Origin of the sequence: Stenotrophomonas sp. LM091 (assembly GCF_001806305.1) — a bacterium.
Taxonomy (GTDB): Bacteria; Pseudomonadota; Gammaproteobacteria; order Xanthomonadales; family Xanthomonadaceae; genus Stenotrophomonas; species Stenotrophomonas bentonitica_A.
Map to the genome: position 1 here is coordinate 3,157,685 of NZ_CP017483.1, position 15,019 is coordinate 3,172,703.

Consider the following 15,019-nt stretch of genomic DNA (forward strand, 5'->3'; position numbering starts at 1 on the left):
CTTAGATCGCCCCTAGCTCTCCACGCACTTCCTCAACGAACGCCCGCCCCACCGGCACCTCTGCCCCATCATTCAACACCAACCAGTAACGGCTGCCCGACGCAGCATGCAGCGTCCGCACATGCGTCAGATTGACCAGATACGACCGATGGCAACGCACAAAGTCCGGCGGTAGCACGGCAGTAAGGCTCGCCAGCGATTTGTCATGCAGCTCACTCCGCCCATCGCGCGTACGTACTTCGCTGTAGTCCCCATCAGCACGAATCCAAAGCACATTGGCGAGCTCCACCATCGCCGTCCCCTGCGCATGCCAGATGCCGAGGTAACGCGCCGCCCCGGACCGATACCGCCCAACATCCAGCAGCCGCTCCAGCGCCTGCCCCAGCCGCTCGCGTGAGAAGGGCTTCGGCACGAAGTCCAACACCCCATGCTCAAATGCCTGCAGCGCCCGCTCCCGATGTGCGGAGACCACCACGCAGTGGTATCGGCCAGCCACCACGCGCTTCAGCAGGTCGAAACCATCCTCCCCACCCAGATTCAGATCCAGCAGCAGGCCGTCATACACGCCGCGCTGCAGCCGGTCACCCGCGGCGTCCAGGTCGGCCACGGCATCGAATCGGGCGCGGCTGCCAGCCAGTTCGGTGCACAACCGCATCAGCCGCTGGCGGACCAGCAGTTCATCCTCGACGATCAGGATGCGCATGTCAGCTCCATGCGGCCGTACCAGTCATTGCCATCGGGACCTTGTTCAAAGCGCCAGCCATCCGGGCTGGTGGCGGCCAGGCTTGCCTCGATGTAGCGGGTGCCCGTGCCTTGCCCGCGATGCGGCGCGGTACCACGTGCGCTGCGCAGTTCCAGCATCCAACCGTTGCCGTCGCGCTGGATACGCAGGCGGAACGGATGCCCGGCACACGCCACCGCCCCCGCATGGGTAAGCGCATTCTCGACCTGCGCATGCAGCACGCCGGGAGGCAGCCAGAGGTCGCTGTGTTCGCCCTCGACCTCAAGACCGATGTGGCGATCCAGCGCCAGGCCGACGATGTCCAGGTGGTTGCGGCACAGCGCCAGCTCTTCTTCCAGCGGTACGCTGGGGCGGGTGCTGCTTTCACGCAGGCGGTCGAACTGCTCAGCCAACGATTCGACCAGGCGGCTGGCGCGCATCGGTGCCTGTTCGATCAGTTCCTGCAGGCCGGTGAGGGTGTTCATCAGCCAATGCGGGTGAATCCCTCGCTGCAGCAACTGCAGCGAGAGGCGAGTGCGCTCTTCCCGTAAAAGCGCGTTGTGATGGTCCAAGGCGCGCAGCTGGGCGGCGTGACGGATCAGCAGAAAGCCCATCAGCACGGCCAGGAACAGGAAGTAGGGACCATCCAGGAAGATGCCGCGGGCGAAGGGCACGGCCAGCGCGCCTGCCACGACCAATGTGAGGATCGGCCAGCGTTCGTCAGGCTCGCTATGGGCGCGCAGCAGCACGCAGGCGGAGGTCAGCAGGCTCAGCAGCAGCAGCGCGGCACCGCGGCCGTCGAAGCTGGGCACGAAGGCGGCCAGCGCCAGCAGGGTGGCGAGATAGGCGACGCGGGCGGGCTTCGGCACCGCGACGCCGAAACGACGCGCCAGGTAAGCCGGCAGCAGGATCGCAGCGGCGAGGTGCAGCACAAGCAGCATCAGCAGGCGTGGACCGTGCCACGGGTAGGCATACCCGACCAGCGGCCGCCATGCTTCGACCACGGGTAGCACAAGGCCGACCACACCCAGCGCCAGCAACAGGCGCGCACCGGGCACACGCGGCCGGCCGCGCTGTGCGGCGAGGAAGTACAGGCACGCCGCGCCGAGTGCACCGGTGGCGAGGGCGGCGATCAACCACGCTCCGATGCCGTGGCCGTAGATCGAGGCGGCCGGCCCGACCGCAACGAAGGCATCCGCACCGCGCGGCGTGAGCCACTGATGATGGCTGGAGGCGAGCAGCACCACCTCATCGGTGCCGCTGCGCGAGGAGGGCGGCAGCACACGGATGATGTCCACCTGTCCGGGCTGCTCTTCGTCTGCGCTGCGGCCGACGATGCCGTTTGCGGCCAACGGCTGGCCATTCCAGAAGGGCCGGCTGGCGGCGCGCACCGAGACGCGCAGTGCGCGGTCGGCCGCGTCCTGGTTTGCCGGCGCGGGCAGGCGCCAGCGCAGCCAGTAAGGACCGCGCCACTGCACCAGTTCGCGTTGGTTGGCCGGTTGCCAGGCCAGTGTCTTCGGCGGCGCGGTTGGCAGTGCGCCATCCGCCCCCAGCGTAGCGAGCGCCATCTCCTGGGCTTCGTAGTAGCGCACCCCCGGTGCGGGCGCGACCAACAGCAGCCACGCGGCGATTGCGATGAGCAGGACGGCGAGGGCGGCCAGGGTGCGTGGGATCTGCATGGGCCCATCGTATCGGTTGCATGGAGCTGCTGGACCCCCGTCTGGAGCTGTTCGGCGGACGGGCCGTCCTCGGCTGGTGTGGGGAAGGTGATGCTGGCGGCGTGGTGCATGCGCCGTCACTCGGCGCTCGATTCCCTTACCTCCCACCCGGAGTCCGTCATGTCCAACGTCCCGATGTCCCTGTTCCGTTCTCCTGCCCCCGGCCTGTGCCTTCGGGTCACGCGGTGGGCAGCGCTCTGCCTGACCCTGGTCGGTGCGTCACCCGTGCTGGCAGCCGATGCGCCGGCGCCGCTGGTGTTCACTCCCTATGCGTTCGAGACACAGAAGCACGGAACCATCGCGGCCGAGGCGGGCTACCTGGAAGTGCCGCGTCGGCATGCAGACCCCAACGGACCGCGCATGCGCCTGCGGGTAGTGCGCCTGCCGGCGACCGGCGGCGAGGGTCGCGCGGCACCGGTGGTGTACCTGGCCGGCGGCCCGGGTGGCTCGGGAATCGGGACCGGGCGCGGTCCGCGCTGGCCGGTATTCGATCAGGTCCGGCGCGAGACCGACGTGCTGCTGCTCGACCAGCGCGGGGCGGGCGAGTCCGAACCGCCGCCGCCGTGCCCGCACCAGCACACGTTCGACGATGCACAGCCGCTGCAGCACGACGCCGCGCTCGCCGCGCTGCGCGAGGTGGCCGCCCGCTGCGTGGCGTACTGGCGGGAGGCCGGCGTGGATCTGGGGGCCTACACCACCGCCGAGAGTGCCGCTGACCTGGAGGACCTGCGGCGGGCGTTGAAGGTGCCGAAGATCAGCCTGTGGGGCATGAGCTACGGCACCCATCTGGCGCTGGCCACGGTGCGCCTGCACGGTGCTGGTCTCGACCGGGTAGTGCTGATGGGCACGGAGGGGCCCGATGACACATTGAAGTTGCCGCTGTCGGCCGATGCGCTGCTGGCGGAGTTGAGCGGGCTGGCCAAGGAGGCGGGCTTCGATGACCTGACCGGCTCGGCCATGCGGGTGCTGGCAGCACTGCGTGAGCAGCCGCGCCAGGGGCGCAGTGTCATGCATGGCGGCAAGCCGGTGATGATCGGCGAGTACGACGCGCAGCTTGCGATCAGTGCCAGCCTGGGACGCCGCATGACGCAGCAGTGGCTGCCGCTGATCCTGCGCGATGCCGAAAATGGCGACTACGATCTGCTCGCGGCAATGGTGCTGCTGCTGCGCAGTGAGTACGGCAGCTACGGCGCGATGTCGCTGGCGATGGACGTGGCCTCAGGGCAGAGCCCGCAGCGCCGGGCCCTGGCCGAAGCGCAGGCCCGCGAGAGCCTGTTCGGCGATGCGCTGAACTTCCCGTTCCCGGCGCTCGGCGATGGCCTGGGGCTGGTCGATCTCGGCGACGCCTTCCGTGGGCCGCTGCGCAGCAACGTGCCGGTGCTGTTCATCAGTGGCACGTTGGATGGACGTACGCCGCCGGCCAACGCCGCAGCGCTGCGGCCGGGTTTCCGAGACAGCCGCACGCTGTTGGCACGCGGCGCCAGTCATGACAACGAGATGTGGCTGGGAAATCCGGCCATCGCCGCGGGCATCGCCGATTTCCTGGCCGGACGAGCGGTGGGTGATGCCGAGCTCGACGTAGGCGCACCGGTGTTCGCGCGGAGCAAGCGCGATCTGGTCGATCCGCGGGGTCGCTGAGGGCCGCCGGACGTACCGCGGTGTGCAGGCGCCTGGGACCGGCCGAGGTGTATGGTTTCGGCTGACCCTGGCGCTTGCGCCCACACAGGAGGACGCGATGACCGATTCAGCGGTGGCATCCGTGCACGGCACGCCCGACGATTACGGCGACACGCTGTACCGGGTGTATTTCGAAGTGGGCGAGTGGGAGGGCATCGCGCGCGATGCAATCACCACGTTCCTGGTCGAGCGCGCCAGCGACCACCCTGCCTTCGATTTCGACGCCTCGCTGCTGCACGCGCGTCCACACGGGTACGAAGTGGACCTGCCGATGCAGCTGATTCCCGAGGTGGTGCGGGCGCTGGCCGAGCAGAATGTGGCGGTATACCAGGTGGTCAGGCTCGGTGGCGTCTAGGGGGGCACTGGAAGGTCACCCGGCATCGCATCCGCGTTCTGCTTGGCGCTATCCTTCGGCCAGCTCCAGCCGCACCGTGCGCGCTGGCCGGATCGATACTCTCACCCTGGATAGAGGCAGCAATGGCGGATCCTTACAACAGCGGTGGCCGCGCAGGCCCCGCAACCCGGCTCGACGATGCGATGGTGACCACGGCGATGGAACTGCCCGGTTTCCGCGTGGTGCGCAGCCTGGGCGTGGTGCGTGGCATCACCGTGCGTTCGCGTTCAATCGTGGGCAATTTCCTCGGCGGGCTGCAGACCATCTTCGGCGGCAACATCACCATCTACACGCAGCTGTGCGAGCAGGCGCGCGAAGAGACCTATCGGGACATGTCCAATCATGCGCGGATGTTGGGCGCCAACGCGATCATCGCCATGCGCTATGACGCCACCGACGTGATGACCGGCCTGACCGAAGTGCTGTGCTACGGCACGGCGGTGATCGTCGAGCCCACGCACGTCTAGGCATCCTGCGTGCGATATGCCCTGAGTATCGCAGCAAGCTGTCATCGGTATTGGCATCCGCGCTGCGCAAGGCGGATGCTGTCTGCATGACGATCAACGACACACTTTCTTTTGCCGGGCAGGTTGCCCTGGTCACCGGTGCCGCTGGCGGACTGGGACTCGCTTACAGCCGCTTGCTGGCACAGCGCGGTGCACACGTGGTAATGCAGGATGTGGGCGCCGCCCTGGACGGCACCGGCACCGATCCGCGGCGGATCGATCAGGCGGTGGCGCGCCTGCATGCACAGAGCCTTTCTGTCGAGGCCAGCCACCATGGTATCGATACCCGCAGCGGGGCGGCAGCGCTGGTCGCCGATATCCTGCAGCGGCACGGCCGCCTGGATGCGATCGTGCACAACGCCGGCTGGGTCGAGTACCAGCGTATCGATGCGGTGGACGAGGATCGCTTCGATCACATGATGGCGGTTGCGGCCAAGACGCCGTTGTGGCTGGCGCAGGCCGCATGGCCGGCCATGCAGGCGCAGGGCCACGGCCGCATCGTGCTCACCACCTCCGACCGCGCGCTGTATCCGCAGTACGTGCAGCACGGGCTGGCGGCGTATGCGGCGGCGAAGTCGGCCGCGGTCGGGATCGTCAACGTACTGGCAGCCGAGGGCGCGGCGCATGGCATCGTGGTCAATGCGGTATCGCCGGTGGCCAAGACCCGCATGTGGGGCGTGGAGGGCGAACCGGATGAACTGCATCCAGAGGGCGTGGCGCCGGGTGTCGTGTTCCTGGCTTCACGTGCCTGCATCGAGGGCGGCTGGATCCTGCGGGCCAGCAACGGGCAGTTCCATGCGACCCGACTGACCGAGGCCGAGGGCGTGCGTTACCCGCGTGATCTGCGGGCAGTTTCCGCCCGCAGTGTCGAGGATGTCGCCGCGCAGTGGCAGGACATGGCAAGGCCGACCGTCGAGCCGCGCTGACGCCACGCACGTGGCTGCTTGAGCGCTTGGCGCGGCACCGTGGTGCCGTCGCATGAGGGCAGCCGGAAACACATCAGTGCGCCAGCACCGCCTCCAGCGCCGCCATGGCATCGCGCGCCACCTCATGGGGATCACGGGCCTTCAGCGCGTCGTTGAACACCTCCAGCCCGATCGGCCCGCTGTAACCCATCTCGGCCAGCGCATCGATCAGCGTCTCCAGCGGCCAGAGGCCGTCACCCGGCAGACAACGGTGATGCCGCGCCTGCGTGGTCACCTGCCCGGGCAACGGCTGAGCCAGTACATCCGACAGCTGCACCAGCGCGATGCGCTCCACCGGGATATCGCGCAGGTCATCGGCGGTGCGCCCGGCGGCGAACAGGTGGAAGGCATCGACCACGATGTCCAGGTTCGGCGCCCCGACCTGCTCGATCTGCTGCCACGCCGAGGGCAGGGTGGAGTGCAGGCGACTCCAGGCCATGCCTTCGTAGGCGATACGCAGGCCGTGCTCAGCGGCACGCAGGCACAGCCAGCGCAGGTCGTCGGCAACCCGCTCGGGCGCGTAGTCGGTTGCCGTGCAGGCAGGCACCAGCACAGTGCCTGCACCGACGTCGTTTGCCAGCGCGAGCAACGACATCGCCTCGGCACGCTTGCTCAGGCGAGTGGCGGCTGAAGCGCCATCAAAATCCAGCAGCACCTGCACGTCGGTGAGCTGCAGGCCGGTGTGCGCCAGGGCTGTACGCACGTCGGCGACGGATGAGGACGCCACATCCTCACGCCACAGTTCGACCTGCGCGAATCCTGACGCGGCGGCGGCCTCGAGTTTGTCGACCGTGTCGCCGCCAAGCAGGATCGTGTTGAGGAAGCGGGGGCCGGGCAATCGGTTCATCGGGACAACGCCTTTGCACGCAGTGGATCTCGCGCTCCATGCTATCGACCCGGGCATCGGCGTCCTGTGCAGATGTGCCCGCGTCGCGTCAGCGCGTGCGTTTCACCCACGCACGCACCACCAGCGCGATCAACGCGGTGAACACGAGCCAGGAGATGAGGTCCAACAGCCCGTCGCCGATCAGCGCGCTGACCAGGCCGACCACACTGGCCAGTGCAAGCCACGCCGGGGCGATGAAGGGGCTGCGCGGTGGTTTCACCGGTGCGCTCATGCGGCACCCCCATGCTGCGCGGCGCGCTCGATCTCGGTGACGCGTGCGTCGGTACTGCCACGCTTCACCCACAGATACAGGCCGCTGATCAGCACCGCGATGGTGAGCAGGTCCAGCAGGGCCCACAGCACCTTCAGCGGCAGCTTGCCGTAGTCGCCGAAGTGCAGCGGCTGGCTCAGCAGCAACACGCTCATGTAGGCCGGCAACTGCGGTTGCGCGGTGAGCTCGCCGGTCTTGGCATCGATCAGCACCGGGCGGTACAGGCGCTCGGTGAGGGCGGTGTTGCCCTGCATGAACACGCCATAGTGGTGGTCACCGCTGTAGCCGGTACCGGGGAAGCTGACGAAGGCCGGGCGCATGCCGGGCTCGGCGGCACGTGCGGTGTCCACGGCGGCCTGCAGCGAGGCCAGCGTGGCCGGCCGTGGCTGGCCAGCATAGCGGGCCGCGAACTCGCCGAGCTGCTCGCTCTGCCAGGCTTGCTCCAGCGGCTTGGCGATGGTGTTGATGGCGCCGGTGACGCCCACCACCAGTGCCCAGCCGAGGGTGACCACGCCCAGCACGTTGTGCAGGTCGAGCCAGGCCAGCCGGCGGTTGCGGCCGGTGCGCAGCGTGCCGAAGCGCTGCTTGCGCATGAACGGGGCATACAACACCAGGCCGGAGATGATCGCCACCGCGAACAGCAGCCCCATCGCGCCCATGAACAACATGCCGGGCAGGCCGAGGAACAGATCGGTGTGCAGGCGGTACAGGAAGTACATCACGCCTTCGTTGAACTGCGCGGCTGGCAGCACCTCGCCGGTGGTCGCGTGCAGCAGAGCGGTGTGCATCTGCGGTGGCGGGGTGTCCGGGCGTGCACCGGTGTTGACGTACACGGTGGGTGCATCCGGATCCCAGCCGACGAACAGCGGCACATCGCCGGGATACTGCGCCAGTGCGGTGCGCACCTGCGCGTCCAGATCACGCGGCGTGGCATCGGCCGCCGTGGTGGCCACCTCCGGCTCGCTGAGGTGGGCGATCTCCTCGCCGAACACCAGCGGCAGGCCGGTCAGGCACAGCAGCAACAGGAACAGGGTACAGACCAGGCTGGTCCACTTGTGGATCAGGAACCAGGCTTTGACGGTGGCACGTTGCATGAAGGCTCTCGGGCGATGGCTGGAGGCACGCGGTGCTGCGACCGGCGGGCAGGTCGCGATGGATTATCCGGATGCCGGTTGGGAATACAAAAGAGTCTCCCAACGGCCAGACCGGGCAGACGCGATGCGCCCTCGTTCAGCGAAGGCCCTCGGCCGCACAGCGGATGCTCAACCACGCCCCGCCCCCGGGGGCATCCCCGGCGCGGACCCTGAAGCCGTGCAGGCCGGCAATCGCGGCCACGATCGACAGCCCCAACCCGAACCCCTCGGTGGACTCGCCGCCACTGCCGCCGCGGAAGAAGCGCTTGTAGATCAGGGTGCGGTCCTGCGGCGGAATGCCCGGTCCGTTGTCGATCACATCGATCCGCGGTGTGCCGCGGTCGTCCACCGCGCGCAGCACGATCCGGCCCTGGGTGGGGGTGAAGTGCAGCGCGTTGGAGAGCAGGTTGGCCAATGCTTCGAACAGCAGCTCGCGGTCGCCCCACAACGTGCCCGCCTGCGGGTCGATCTCCAGCAGCAGCTGCTGGTCCTTCTCCTCGGCCAGTGGCAGGTAGAACGCATGCAGCTCCCGCAGCAGCTCGCCCGCATCCAGTTCGACGAAGGCGGAGCGGCGCTGGTGGCTTTCCAGTTCAGAAATGCGCAGCAGCGCCCCGAAGCGCGCCATCAGCCGGTCGGTTTCGTCCAGCGCCTTGTCCAGCTGCGCCGCGCGCGGGTCATCTTCCTCCAGCCCGACACGGGTGCGGTACAGATGCGCGCGCAGGCGGGTGAGCGGGGTGCGCAGATCGTGCGCGATGCTGTCGCACACGCCTTTGACTTCGGTCATCAGCTGCTCGATGCGTTCGAGCATGGCGTTGACGATGCTCGACAGGCGGTCGATCTCATCCGGGCGCCCGGACACCGGCAGGCGCTGGCCGAGATCGCCGGCGATGATCCGCTTGGTCGCGGCTTCTATCTCCTGGATCCGCTTCAGCGGGCGCCGGCGCAGGATGTGCCAGCCGGCCAGGCCGGGAATGTTGGTCAGCGAAACGCCCCACAGCAGCGCATCGAGGATGATGCTGTTGACCGCGGTGAGCTTGCCGCTCTGGCGCACGAACACCAGCAGCCGGCCATCCTGGGTTTCCACCCCGAGCGCGCGCCCGGGGGCATTGATCGGGCCGCTGCGCAATGACCAGCTATCCACTGCCTGGGCATGTCCATCCATGCGCAGGTCGCCGGGAATCGCCAGCAGCGGGCCGGCCAGCGGCTCCCCGGCGCGGCTGAAGATGCCATAGGCATACGCCCCGTGCAGGTCGTAGCGCAGGCTGTCGCGCAGCGCATCGTCCAGCGCCTGGCCGTTGAACTTCTCGAACAGGTGGGCGCGCTGCTGCAGGCCGGATTCGGCGAGGTCGTTGAGATAGTCCGAGACGCGCCAGTACATCACGCCCAGCAGCACGCTGGACCAGGCGACGAACAGCACGCAGTACAGCCCAAGCAGCCGGCTGCTGGAGGAACGCCATTGATCAGACATGGTCGTCCAGGACATACCCGGTGCCACGCACGGTACGGATCGGCTGGGCACGGCCTGGCTGGTCGATGCGCTTGCGCAGGCGGCCGATGTGGACATCGATCAGGTTGGTGCCGGGATCGAAGTGATAGCCCCACACCTCCTGGAACAACATGGTACGGGTGACCACCTGGCCGGCGTTGCGCACGAGGAACTCCAGCAGTTTGAACTCGGTGGGCAGCAGGGGGATCTCCTCGCCGGCCCGGCGCGCGGTGCGGGTCATCAGGTCCAGCTCCAGCTCGCCGGCGCGCAGCTGGTTGCCGGTCACGGCAGGCTGCCCGTGGCGGCGGATCAGCACCTCCACGCGGGCCGCCATTTCGTCCGAGGCAAAGGGTTTGGTCAGGTAGTCATCGCCGCCGGCGCGCAGGCCACGGACCCGCTCATCCACGTCGGAAAGGGCACTGATCATCAGTACCGGGGTGGTGATGCCCTGGCGGCGCAGGGCGGTGACCAGGGCCAGGCCATCGATGCCCGGCAGCATGCGGTCCAGGGTGATCACGGCGTAGTCCCCGCGGGCGGCCATCGCCAGGCCGTCCTCGCCGTTGCCCACCCGGTCCACCTCGAAGCCGTGGCTGCGCAGTTCCGTGGCGATTTCCTCGGCGGTGACGAGGTCGTCCTCGATAGTGAGTACGCGCGGCATGGGCCACTTTGACGATTGGGACGGGTGCATCGTCGCAACCCCCTGTGGGGACTGCAAATGAAAAATGTTTCATGCGGTTTTCGCCGGATCCTCGCCCCGGTTCTCCTATATTCGCCCCGAGCAGTGGCCCTGCCATCCGGGCCGCCTGCCCCGTTCTCGCCTGGAAGCCCGCCCCCCATGACCGACCCGCTCCCGTCCCCCCGGCTTCTGGCCCGTTGCCCGGCCCCTGGCGTCTGCCGCTGCTGGGGTTGGCGGCGGCGTTGGCGCTGGGCGCCTGCAGTAAGCAGACGCCCAAGGCGCCCGGCGCGGCGCCGGAGGTGACGGTGCTGAACCTGCAGGCCCAATCGCTGGCGCTGGCCCAGGAGCTTCCCGGTCGCACCGTGGCGTCGCAGGAATCGGAGGTGCGCCCGCAGGTTTCCGGGGTGTTGCAGGCCCGGTTGTTCGAGCAGGGCGAGAGGGTGAAGGCCGGGCAGCCGCTGTTCCAGATCGAACCGGCGCTGTACCAGGCCGCGGTGAACGAAGCGCAGGCCAACGTGCGCACCGCGCAGGCCACTGCGGTGGCGGCACGGCTGCGTGCCCAGCGCATGCAGCAGCTGGGCGCGGGCCAGCTGGCAGCGCAGCAGGATGTGGATGACGCGGTGGCCACCCACCAGCAGGCGGCGGCGGCGGTGCAGGCGGCGCAGGCAGTGCTCGATACCGCACGTACCAACCTGGGCTTCGCCCGGGTGACCGCGCCGATCAGCGGGCGGATCGGCCGCGCGCTGTTCACCCCGGGCGCGCTGGTGACCAATGGCCAGGCCGACCCGCTGGCGCGGATCCAGCAGGTGGACCCGATGAACGTGGATATCACCCAGTCCAGCAACGAATACCTGGCGCTGCGCCGGGCGATCGCCGACGGTGGTGTGGAGGCGACCCGCGCGCCGGTGCAGCTCAAGCTCTCCGATGGCACCGCCTACCCGCTGGCCGGCACGCTGGAATTCGCCGACATCGATGTCGATCAGGAAACCGGCAGCATCACCCTGCGTGCGCAGTTCCCGAATCCACAGGGACAGCTGCTGCCCGGCATGTACGTGCGCGCCCAGGTCGGGCAGGGCACGCGCCAGCAGGCCTTGCTGGTACCGCAGGCAGCAGTGGACCGCAGCCCGAAGGGCGAGGCGCTGGCGTGGGTGGTGGGGGCGGATGGCCGCGTGCATCAACGCACCTTCACCACGGCGCGCGCGGTGGGAGATCAGTGGCTGGTGCTCGAAGGCCTGCGTGCCGGTGAGCAGGTCGTACTCAGTGGCCGCCAGGGGCTGAGCGAAGGCGCCACGGTACGGATCAAGCCCGCCACCGCAGCCGCACCGGCCGCGGCGCCTGCCGCCGCGCCGGCCGGCGAAGGCTGAGCGGCCGATGCTGCCGCGCTTTTTCATCCACCGCCCGGTCTTCGCCTGGGTCCTGGCCATCTGCATCATGGCGCTGGGCACCATCGCGGTGACCCAGTTGCCGGTGGAGCAGTACCCGGACATCGCGCCACCGCAGGTCAACATCACCGCCAACTACACCGGCGCCTCGGCACAGACGGTGGAAGACAGCGTCACCCAGGTGATCGAGCAGCAGATCAAGGGCATCGACCACCTGCTGTATTTCTCCTCCACCAGCTCGTCCTCGGGCCAGGCGCGGATCACGGTCACCTTCGACCAGCGCGCCAACCCGGACATTGCCCAGGTGCAGGTGCAGAACAGCGTCAACCAGGCGATCAACCGGCTGCCGCAGGAAGTGCAGCAGCAGGGCGTGACCGTGGCCAAATCGCAGGGCGATTCGCTGATGGTGGTGTCGCTGTATGACACCCACCGGCGCATGGAACGGGTGGACGTCTCCGATTTCCTGGTCAGCAATGTGCAGGACCCGATCAGCCGCATCCCCGGCGTGGGCGAAATCAACGTGTTCGGCTCGCCCTATGCGATGCGCATCTGGCTGGACCCGCACAAGCTGCGCGCGTTCGATCTGATGCCCTCGGATGTGCGTGCCGCGATCCAGGCGCAGAACACCCAGGTCACCGCCGGTGAACTGGGCGCGTTGCCGACCGGGCCGGAGCAGGCGCTCAACGCGACCGTGACCGCACAGTCGCGGTTGCAGACCGCCGAGCAGTTCCGCGCGATCATCCTGCGCACCCTGCCCAGCGGCGCGGCCGTGCACCTGGGCGATGTGGCGCGGGTGGAGATCGGCGCGGAAAACTACCAGACCAGCAGCTTCCTCAATGGCTATCCCGCGGCCGGTTTCTCGGTGACGCTGGCCTCCGGCGCCAACGCGCTGGAAACCGCCGATGCGGTGCGCGCGGAGATCGAGCGCCTGCGTCCCAGCTTCCCGCCGGGCCTGGAAGTGGCCTACCCGCGCGACAGCACGCCCTTCGTGCGGGTCTCCATCGAAGGCGTCATCCACACCCTGATCGAAGCGATCGTGCTGGTCGTGGTGGTGATGTTCCTGTTCCTGCAGAACCTGCGCGCCACCCTGATCCCGGCGATTACCGTACCGGTGGTCCTGCTGGGCACGTTCGGCGTGCTGGCGGTGGCCGGGTTCACCATCAACACCTTGACCCTGTTCGCGATGGTGCTGGCGATCGGCCTGCTGGTGGACGATGCGATCGTGGTGGTGGAGAACGTCGAACGGATCATCCACGAGGAGCACCTGCCGCCGCGCGAGGCAACCGAGAAATCGATGGGCGAGATCACCGGTGCGCTGGTCGGCATCACCGTGGTGCTCGGCGCGGTGTTCCTGCCGATGGCCTTGTTCGGCGGTTCCACCGGCATCATCTATCGGCAGTTCTCGATCACGATCGCCTCGGCGATGGCGCTGTCGGCACTGGTCGCGCTGACGCTGACCCCGGCGCTGTGCGCGACCCTGCTCAAACCATCCAGCGCGCAGAAGCCGCCGGGCCGTTTCTTTGCCTGGTTCAACCGCGGCGTGGAGCGCAGCCAGAACGGGTATCGCGGCAAGCTGGGCGGGATCGTGGCGCATCCGCGGCGCTGGATGGCCTTCTATGTGCTGCTGGTGATCGGTGTGGTCGCGTTGTACGCGCGCATGCCGACCGGGTTCCTGCCGGTGGAAGACCAGGGCCAGGTGACGTTCCAGTTCTCCACGCCCGAAGGCACGCCGATGGCGCGCACCGAGGCGCTGGGCGAGCAGATCAGCCGGTATTTCATGGAGCATGAAAAAGACAGCCTGGACGTGGTGTTCGTAGTGGTCGGCCGCAACAACGCCGGCACCGGCCAGAACGCGGGGCAGGGGTTCATGGCGCTCAAGCCGTGGTCCGAGCGCGATGCCGAGCACAGCGCCGGGGCCATCATTGCCCGTGCCAACGCGCACTTCCGCAACCTGCCCGATGCGAAGGTCAACGTGCTGGCGCCACCGGCGGTGCGTGGGCTGGGGCAGTCCAGCGGGTTCGAGTTGTGGCTGCAGGACAACAGCGCGGCCGGGCGTCCGGCGCTGCAGGCGGCGCAGGAAAAGGTGGTGCAGGCCGCCAGCGATGACGACCGGCTCACCTCGGTGCGGTTGAATGGCCTTGGCGACAAGGCCGAGCTGCATCTGGACATCGACCAGGCGCAGGCCAGTGCGCTGGGCCTGGCCCAGGCGGACATCAATTCAACGCTGTCTTCGGCGTGGGGCGGCACCTACGTCAACGACTTCCTCGACCGCGGCCGGGTCAAGCGCGTGTACGTGCAGGGCGACCAGCCCTACCGCAGCGTGCCCGATGACATCGGCCAATGGTACGTACGCGGCAGCAACGGGCAGATGGCCTCGTTCGCCAGTTTCGCCAGCAGCCACTGGTCGCGCGGGCCGCAGCTGCAGCAGCGCTTCAACGGCCTGCCAGCGATGCAGATCCAGGGCAGTGCCGCCGAAGGGCGCAGCTCGGGCGAGGCGATGCAGACCATGCAGTCCCTGGTGGCCGATCAGCCCGGGTTCGCGTTGCAGTGGAGCGGGCTGTCCTACCAGGAACAGCTCTCCAGCAACCAGACGTTGTGGCTGTATGCGGCCTCCGTCGCCTTCATCTTCCTGTGCCTGGCCGCGCTCTACGAGAGCTGGACGGTGCCGGTGGCGGTGATGCTGGTGATTCCGCTGGGCGTGATCGGTACGGTGATCGCCACCACCGCGGCGGGCTTCGTCAACGACATCTACTTCCAGGTGGGACTGCTGACCACGATCGGTCTGTCGGCCAAGAACGCGATCCTGATCGTGGAATTCGCCGAGGCCGAGTACCGCGCGGGCAGTTCAGCGGTGGATGCGGCGCTGAAGGGCGCCCGCCTGCGCCTGCGGCCGATCGTGATGACCTCGCTGGCGTTCGTGGCCGGCGTGATCCCGCTGGCCCTGGCCACCGGCGCTGGCGCCGTGAGCCGGCGCGAGATCGGCGTCAGCGTGATCGGCGGGATGCTCTCCGGCACGCTGCTGGCGATCGTGCTGGTACCGCTGTTCTTCGTGCTGGTGCGGCGGCTGGGCAAGGCCCGCCCGGATCGGGCGGCAGAACACTGAACGGCGGGGCGCCACGGACCCCGGATTTCATCTTCTTGACCCATTCCGTTCACGGTCTCCATGCCGGCGGGCCATTAGCGTAGATCGTCCCCACACCGCTT

The 15,019-nt window shown here is 68.3% G+C and carries 13 protein-coding genes; 6 read left to right on the forward strand and 7 right to left on the reverse strand.

Features of this window, described 5'->3' with window-relative positions; translation table 11 throughout:
* Window position 1 precedes the first annotated feature (1 nt).
* On the reverse strand, window positions 2-703 hold the full coding sequence (locus tag BIZ42_RS13900) for a LytTR family DNA-binding domain-containing protein (protein WP_070426759.1): 702 nt from the start codon (window positions 701-703) through the stop codon (window positions 2-4).
* A complete protein-coding gene (locus BIZ42_RS13905) occupies window positions 691-2,400 on the reverse strand; it encodes a sensor histidine kinase (RefSeq protein WP_070426760.1) in 1,710 nt (569 codons plus the stop codon). The genes BIZ42_RS13900 and BIZ42_RS13905 overlap by 13 nt, the downstream gene beginning before the upstream one ends.
* A gap of 159 nt (window positions 2,401-2,559) precedes the next feature.
* On the opposite strand from BIZ42_RS13905, the gene BIZ42_RS13910 reads away from it, so the two are divergent.
* From BIZ42_RS13910 to BIZ42_RS13925, 4 genes are all read left to right on the forward strand, one after another.
* Window positions 2,560-4,077: an alpha/beta fold hydrolase gene (locus BIZ42_RS13910; protein WP_237393510.1), complete on the forward strand. Its 1,518-nt coding sequence runs from the start codon at window positions 2,560-2,562 to the stop codon at window positions 4,075-4,077.
* A gap of 97 nt (window positions 4,078-4,174) precedes the next feature.
* On the forward strand, window positions 4,175-4,471 hold the full coding sequence (locus tag BIZ42_RS13915) for a hypothetical protein (RefSeq protein WP_046274036.1): 297 nt from the start codon (window positions 4,175-4,177) through the stop codon (window positions 4,469-4,471).
* Between the two features lie 122 nt (window positions 4,472-4,593).
* Window positions 4,594-4,977, forward strand: coding sequence for a YbjQ family protein (locus BIZ42_RS13920; RefSeq protein ID WP_019185367.1), 384 nt, complete (start codon window positions 4,594-4,596; stop codon window positions 4,975-4,977).
* Window positions 4,978-5,063: 86 nt separating this feature from the next.
* The gene (locus tag BIZ42_RS13925; protein WP_070427549.1) at window positions 5,064-5,942 is read left to right on the forward strand and encodes an SDR family NAD(P)-dependent oxidoreductase; all 879 of its coding nucleotides are present in this window, start codon (window positions 5,064-5,066) and stop codon (window positions 5,940-5,942) included.
* Window positions 5,943-6,015: 73 nt separating this feature from the next.
* Here the strand turns inward: BIZ42_RS13925 and BIZ42_RS13930 are convergent, their stop codons facing one another.
* The 5 genes from BIZ42_RS13930 to BIZ42_RS13945 all read right to left on the reverse strand — a co-directional run bounded on the left by BIZ42_RS13930 (window position 6,016) and on the right by BIZ42_RS13945 (window position 10,415).
* Window positions 6,016-6,828, reverse strand: a complete 813-nt coding sequence (locus BIZ42_RS13930; RefSeq protein ID WP_070426761.1) for a sugar phosphate isomerase/epimerase family protein — start codon at window positions 6,826-6,828, stop codon at window positions 6,016-6,018.
* 88 nt (window positions 6,829-6,916) lie between these two features.
* Window positions 6,917-7,099, reverse strand: coding sequence for a hypothetical protein (locus tag BIZ42_RS19570; protein WP_152663795.1), 183 nt, complete (start codon window positions 7,097-7,099; stop codon window positions 6,917-6,919).
* Window positions 7,096-8,232 carry a PepSY-associated TM helix domain-containing protein gene (locus BIZ42_RS13935; RefSeq protein WP_070426762.1) on the reverse strand — a complete coding sequence of 379 codons (1,137 nt, stop codon included), beginning with the start codon at window positions 8,230-8,232 and terminating at the stop codon, window positions 7,096-7,098. The genes BIZ42_RS19570 and BIZ42_RS13935 overlap by 4 nt, the downstream gene beginning before the upstream one ends.
* 136 nt (window positions 8,233-8,368) lie before the next feature.
* The gene (locus tag BIZ42_RS13940; protein WP_156785747.1) at window positions 8,369-9,739 is read right to left on the reverse strand and encodes an ATP-binding protein; all 1,371 of its coding nucleotides are present in this window, start codon (window positions 9,737-9,739) and stop codon (window positions 8,369-8,371) included.
* Window positions 9,732-10,415, reverse strand: coding sequence for a response regulator transcription factor (locus tag BIZ42_RS13945; RefSeq protein WP_070426764.1), 684 nt, complete (start codon window positions 10,413-10,415; stop codon window positions 9,732-9,734). The genes BIZ42_RS13940 and BIZ42_RS13945 overlap by 8 nt, the downstream gene beginning before the upstream one ends.
* A gap of 260 nt (window positions 10,416-10,675) precedes the next feature.
* Between BIZ42_RS13945 and BIZ42_RS13950 the strand changes: the two genes are divergently transcribed.
* Window positions 10,676-11,797, forward strand: coding sequence for an efflux RND transporter periplasmic adaptor subunit (locus tag BIZ42_RS13950; RefSeq protein ID WP_237393601.1), 1,122 nt, complete (start codon window positions 10,676-10,678; stop codon window positions 11,795-11,797).
* A 7-nt stretch (window positions 11,798-11,804) separates the two neighbouring features.
* Complete coding sequence (locus BIZ42_RS13955) at window positions 11,805-14,918, forward strand: efflux RND transporter permease subunit (RefSeq protein WP_070426766.1); 3,114 nt, start codon at window positions 11,805-11,807, stop codon at window positions 14,916-14,918.
* The last annotated feature ends 101 nt before the right edge of the window (window positions 14,919-15,019 follow it).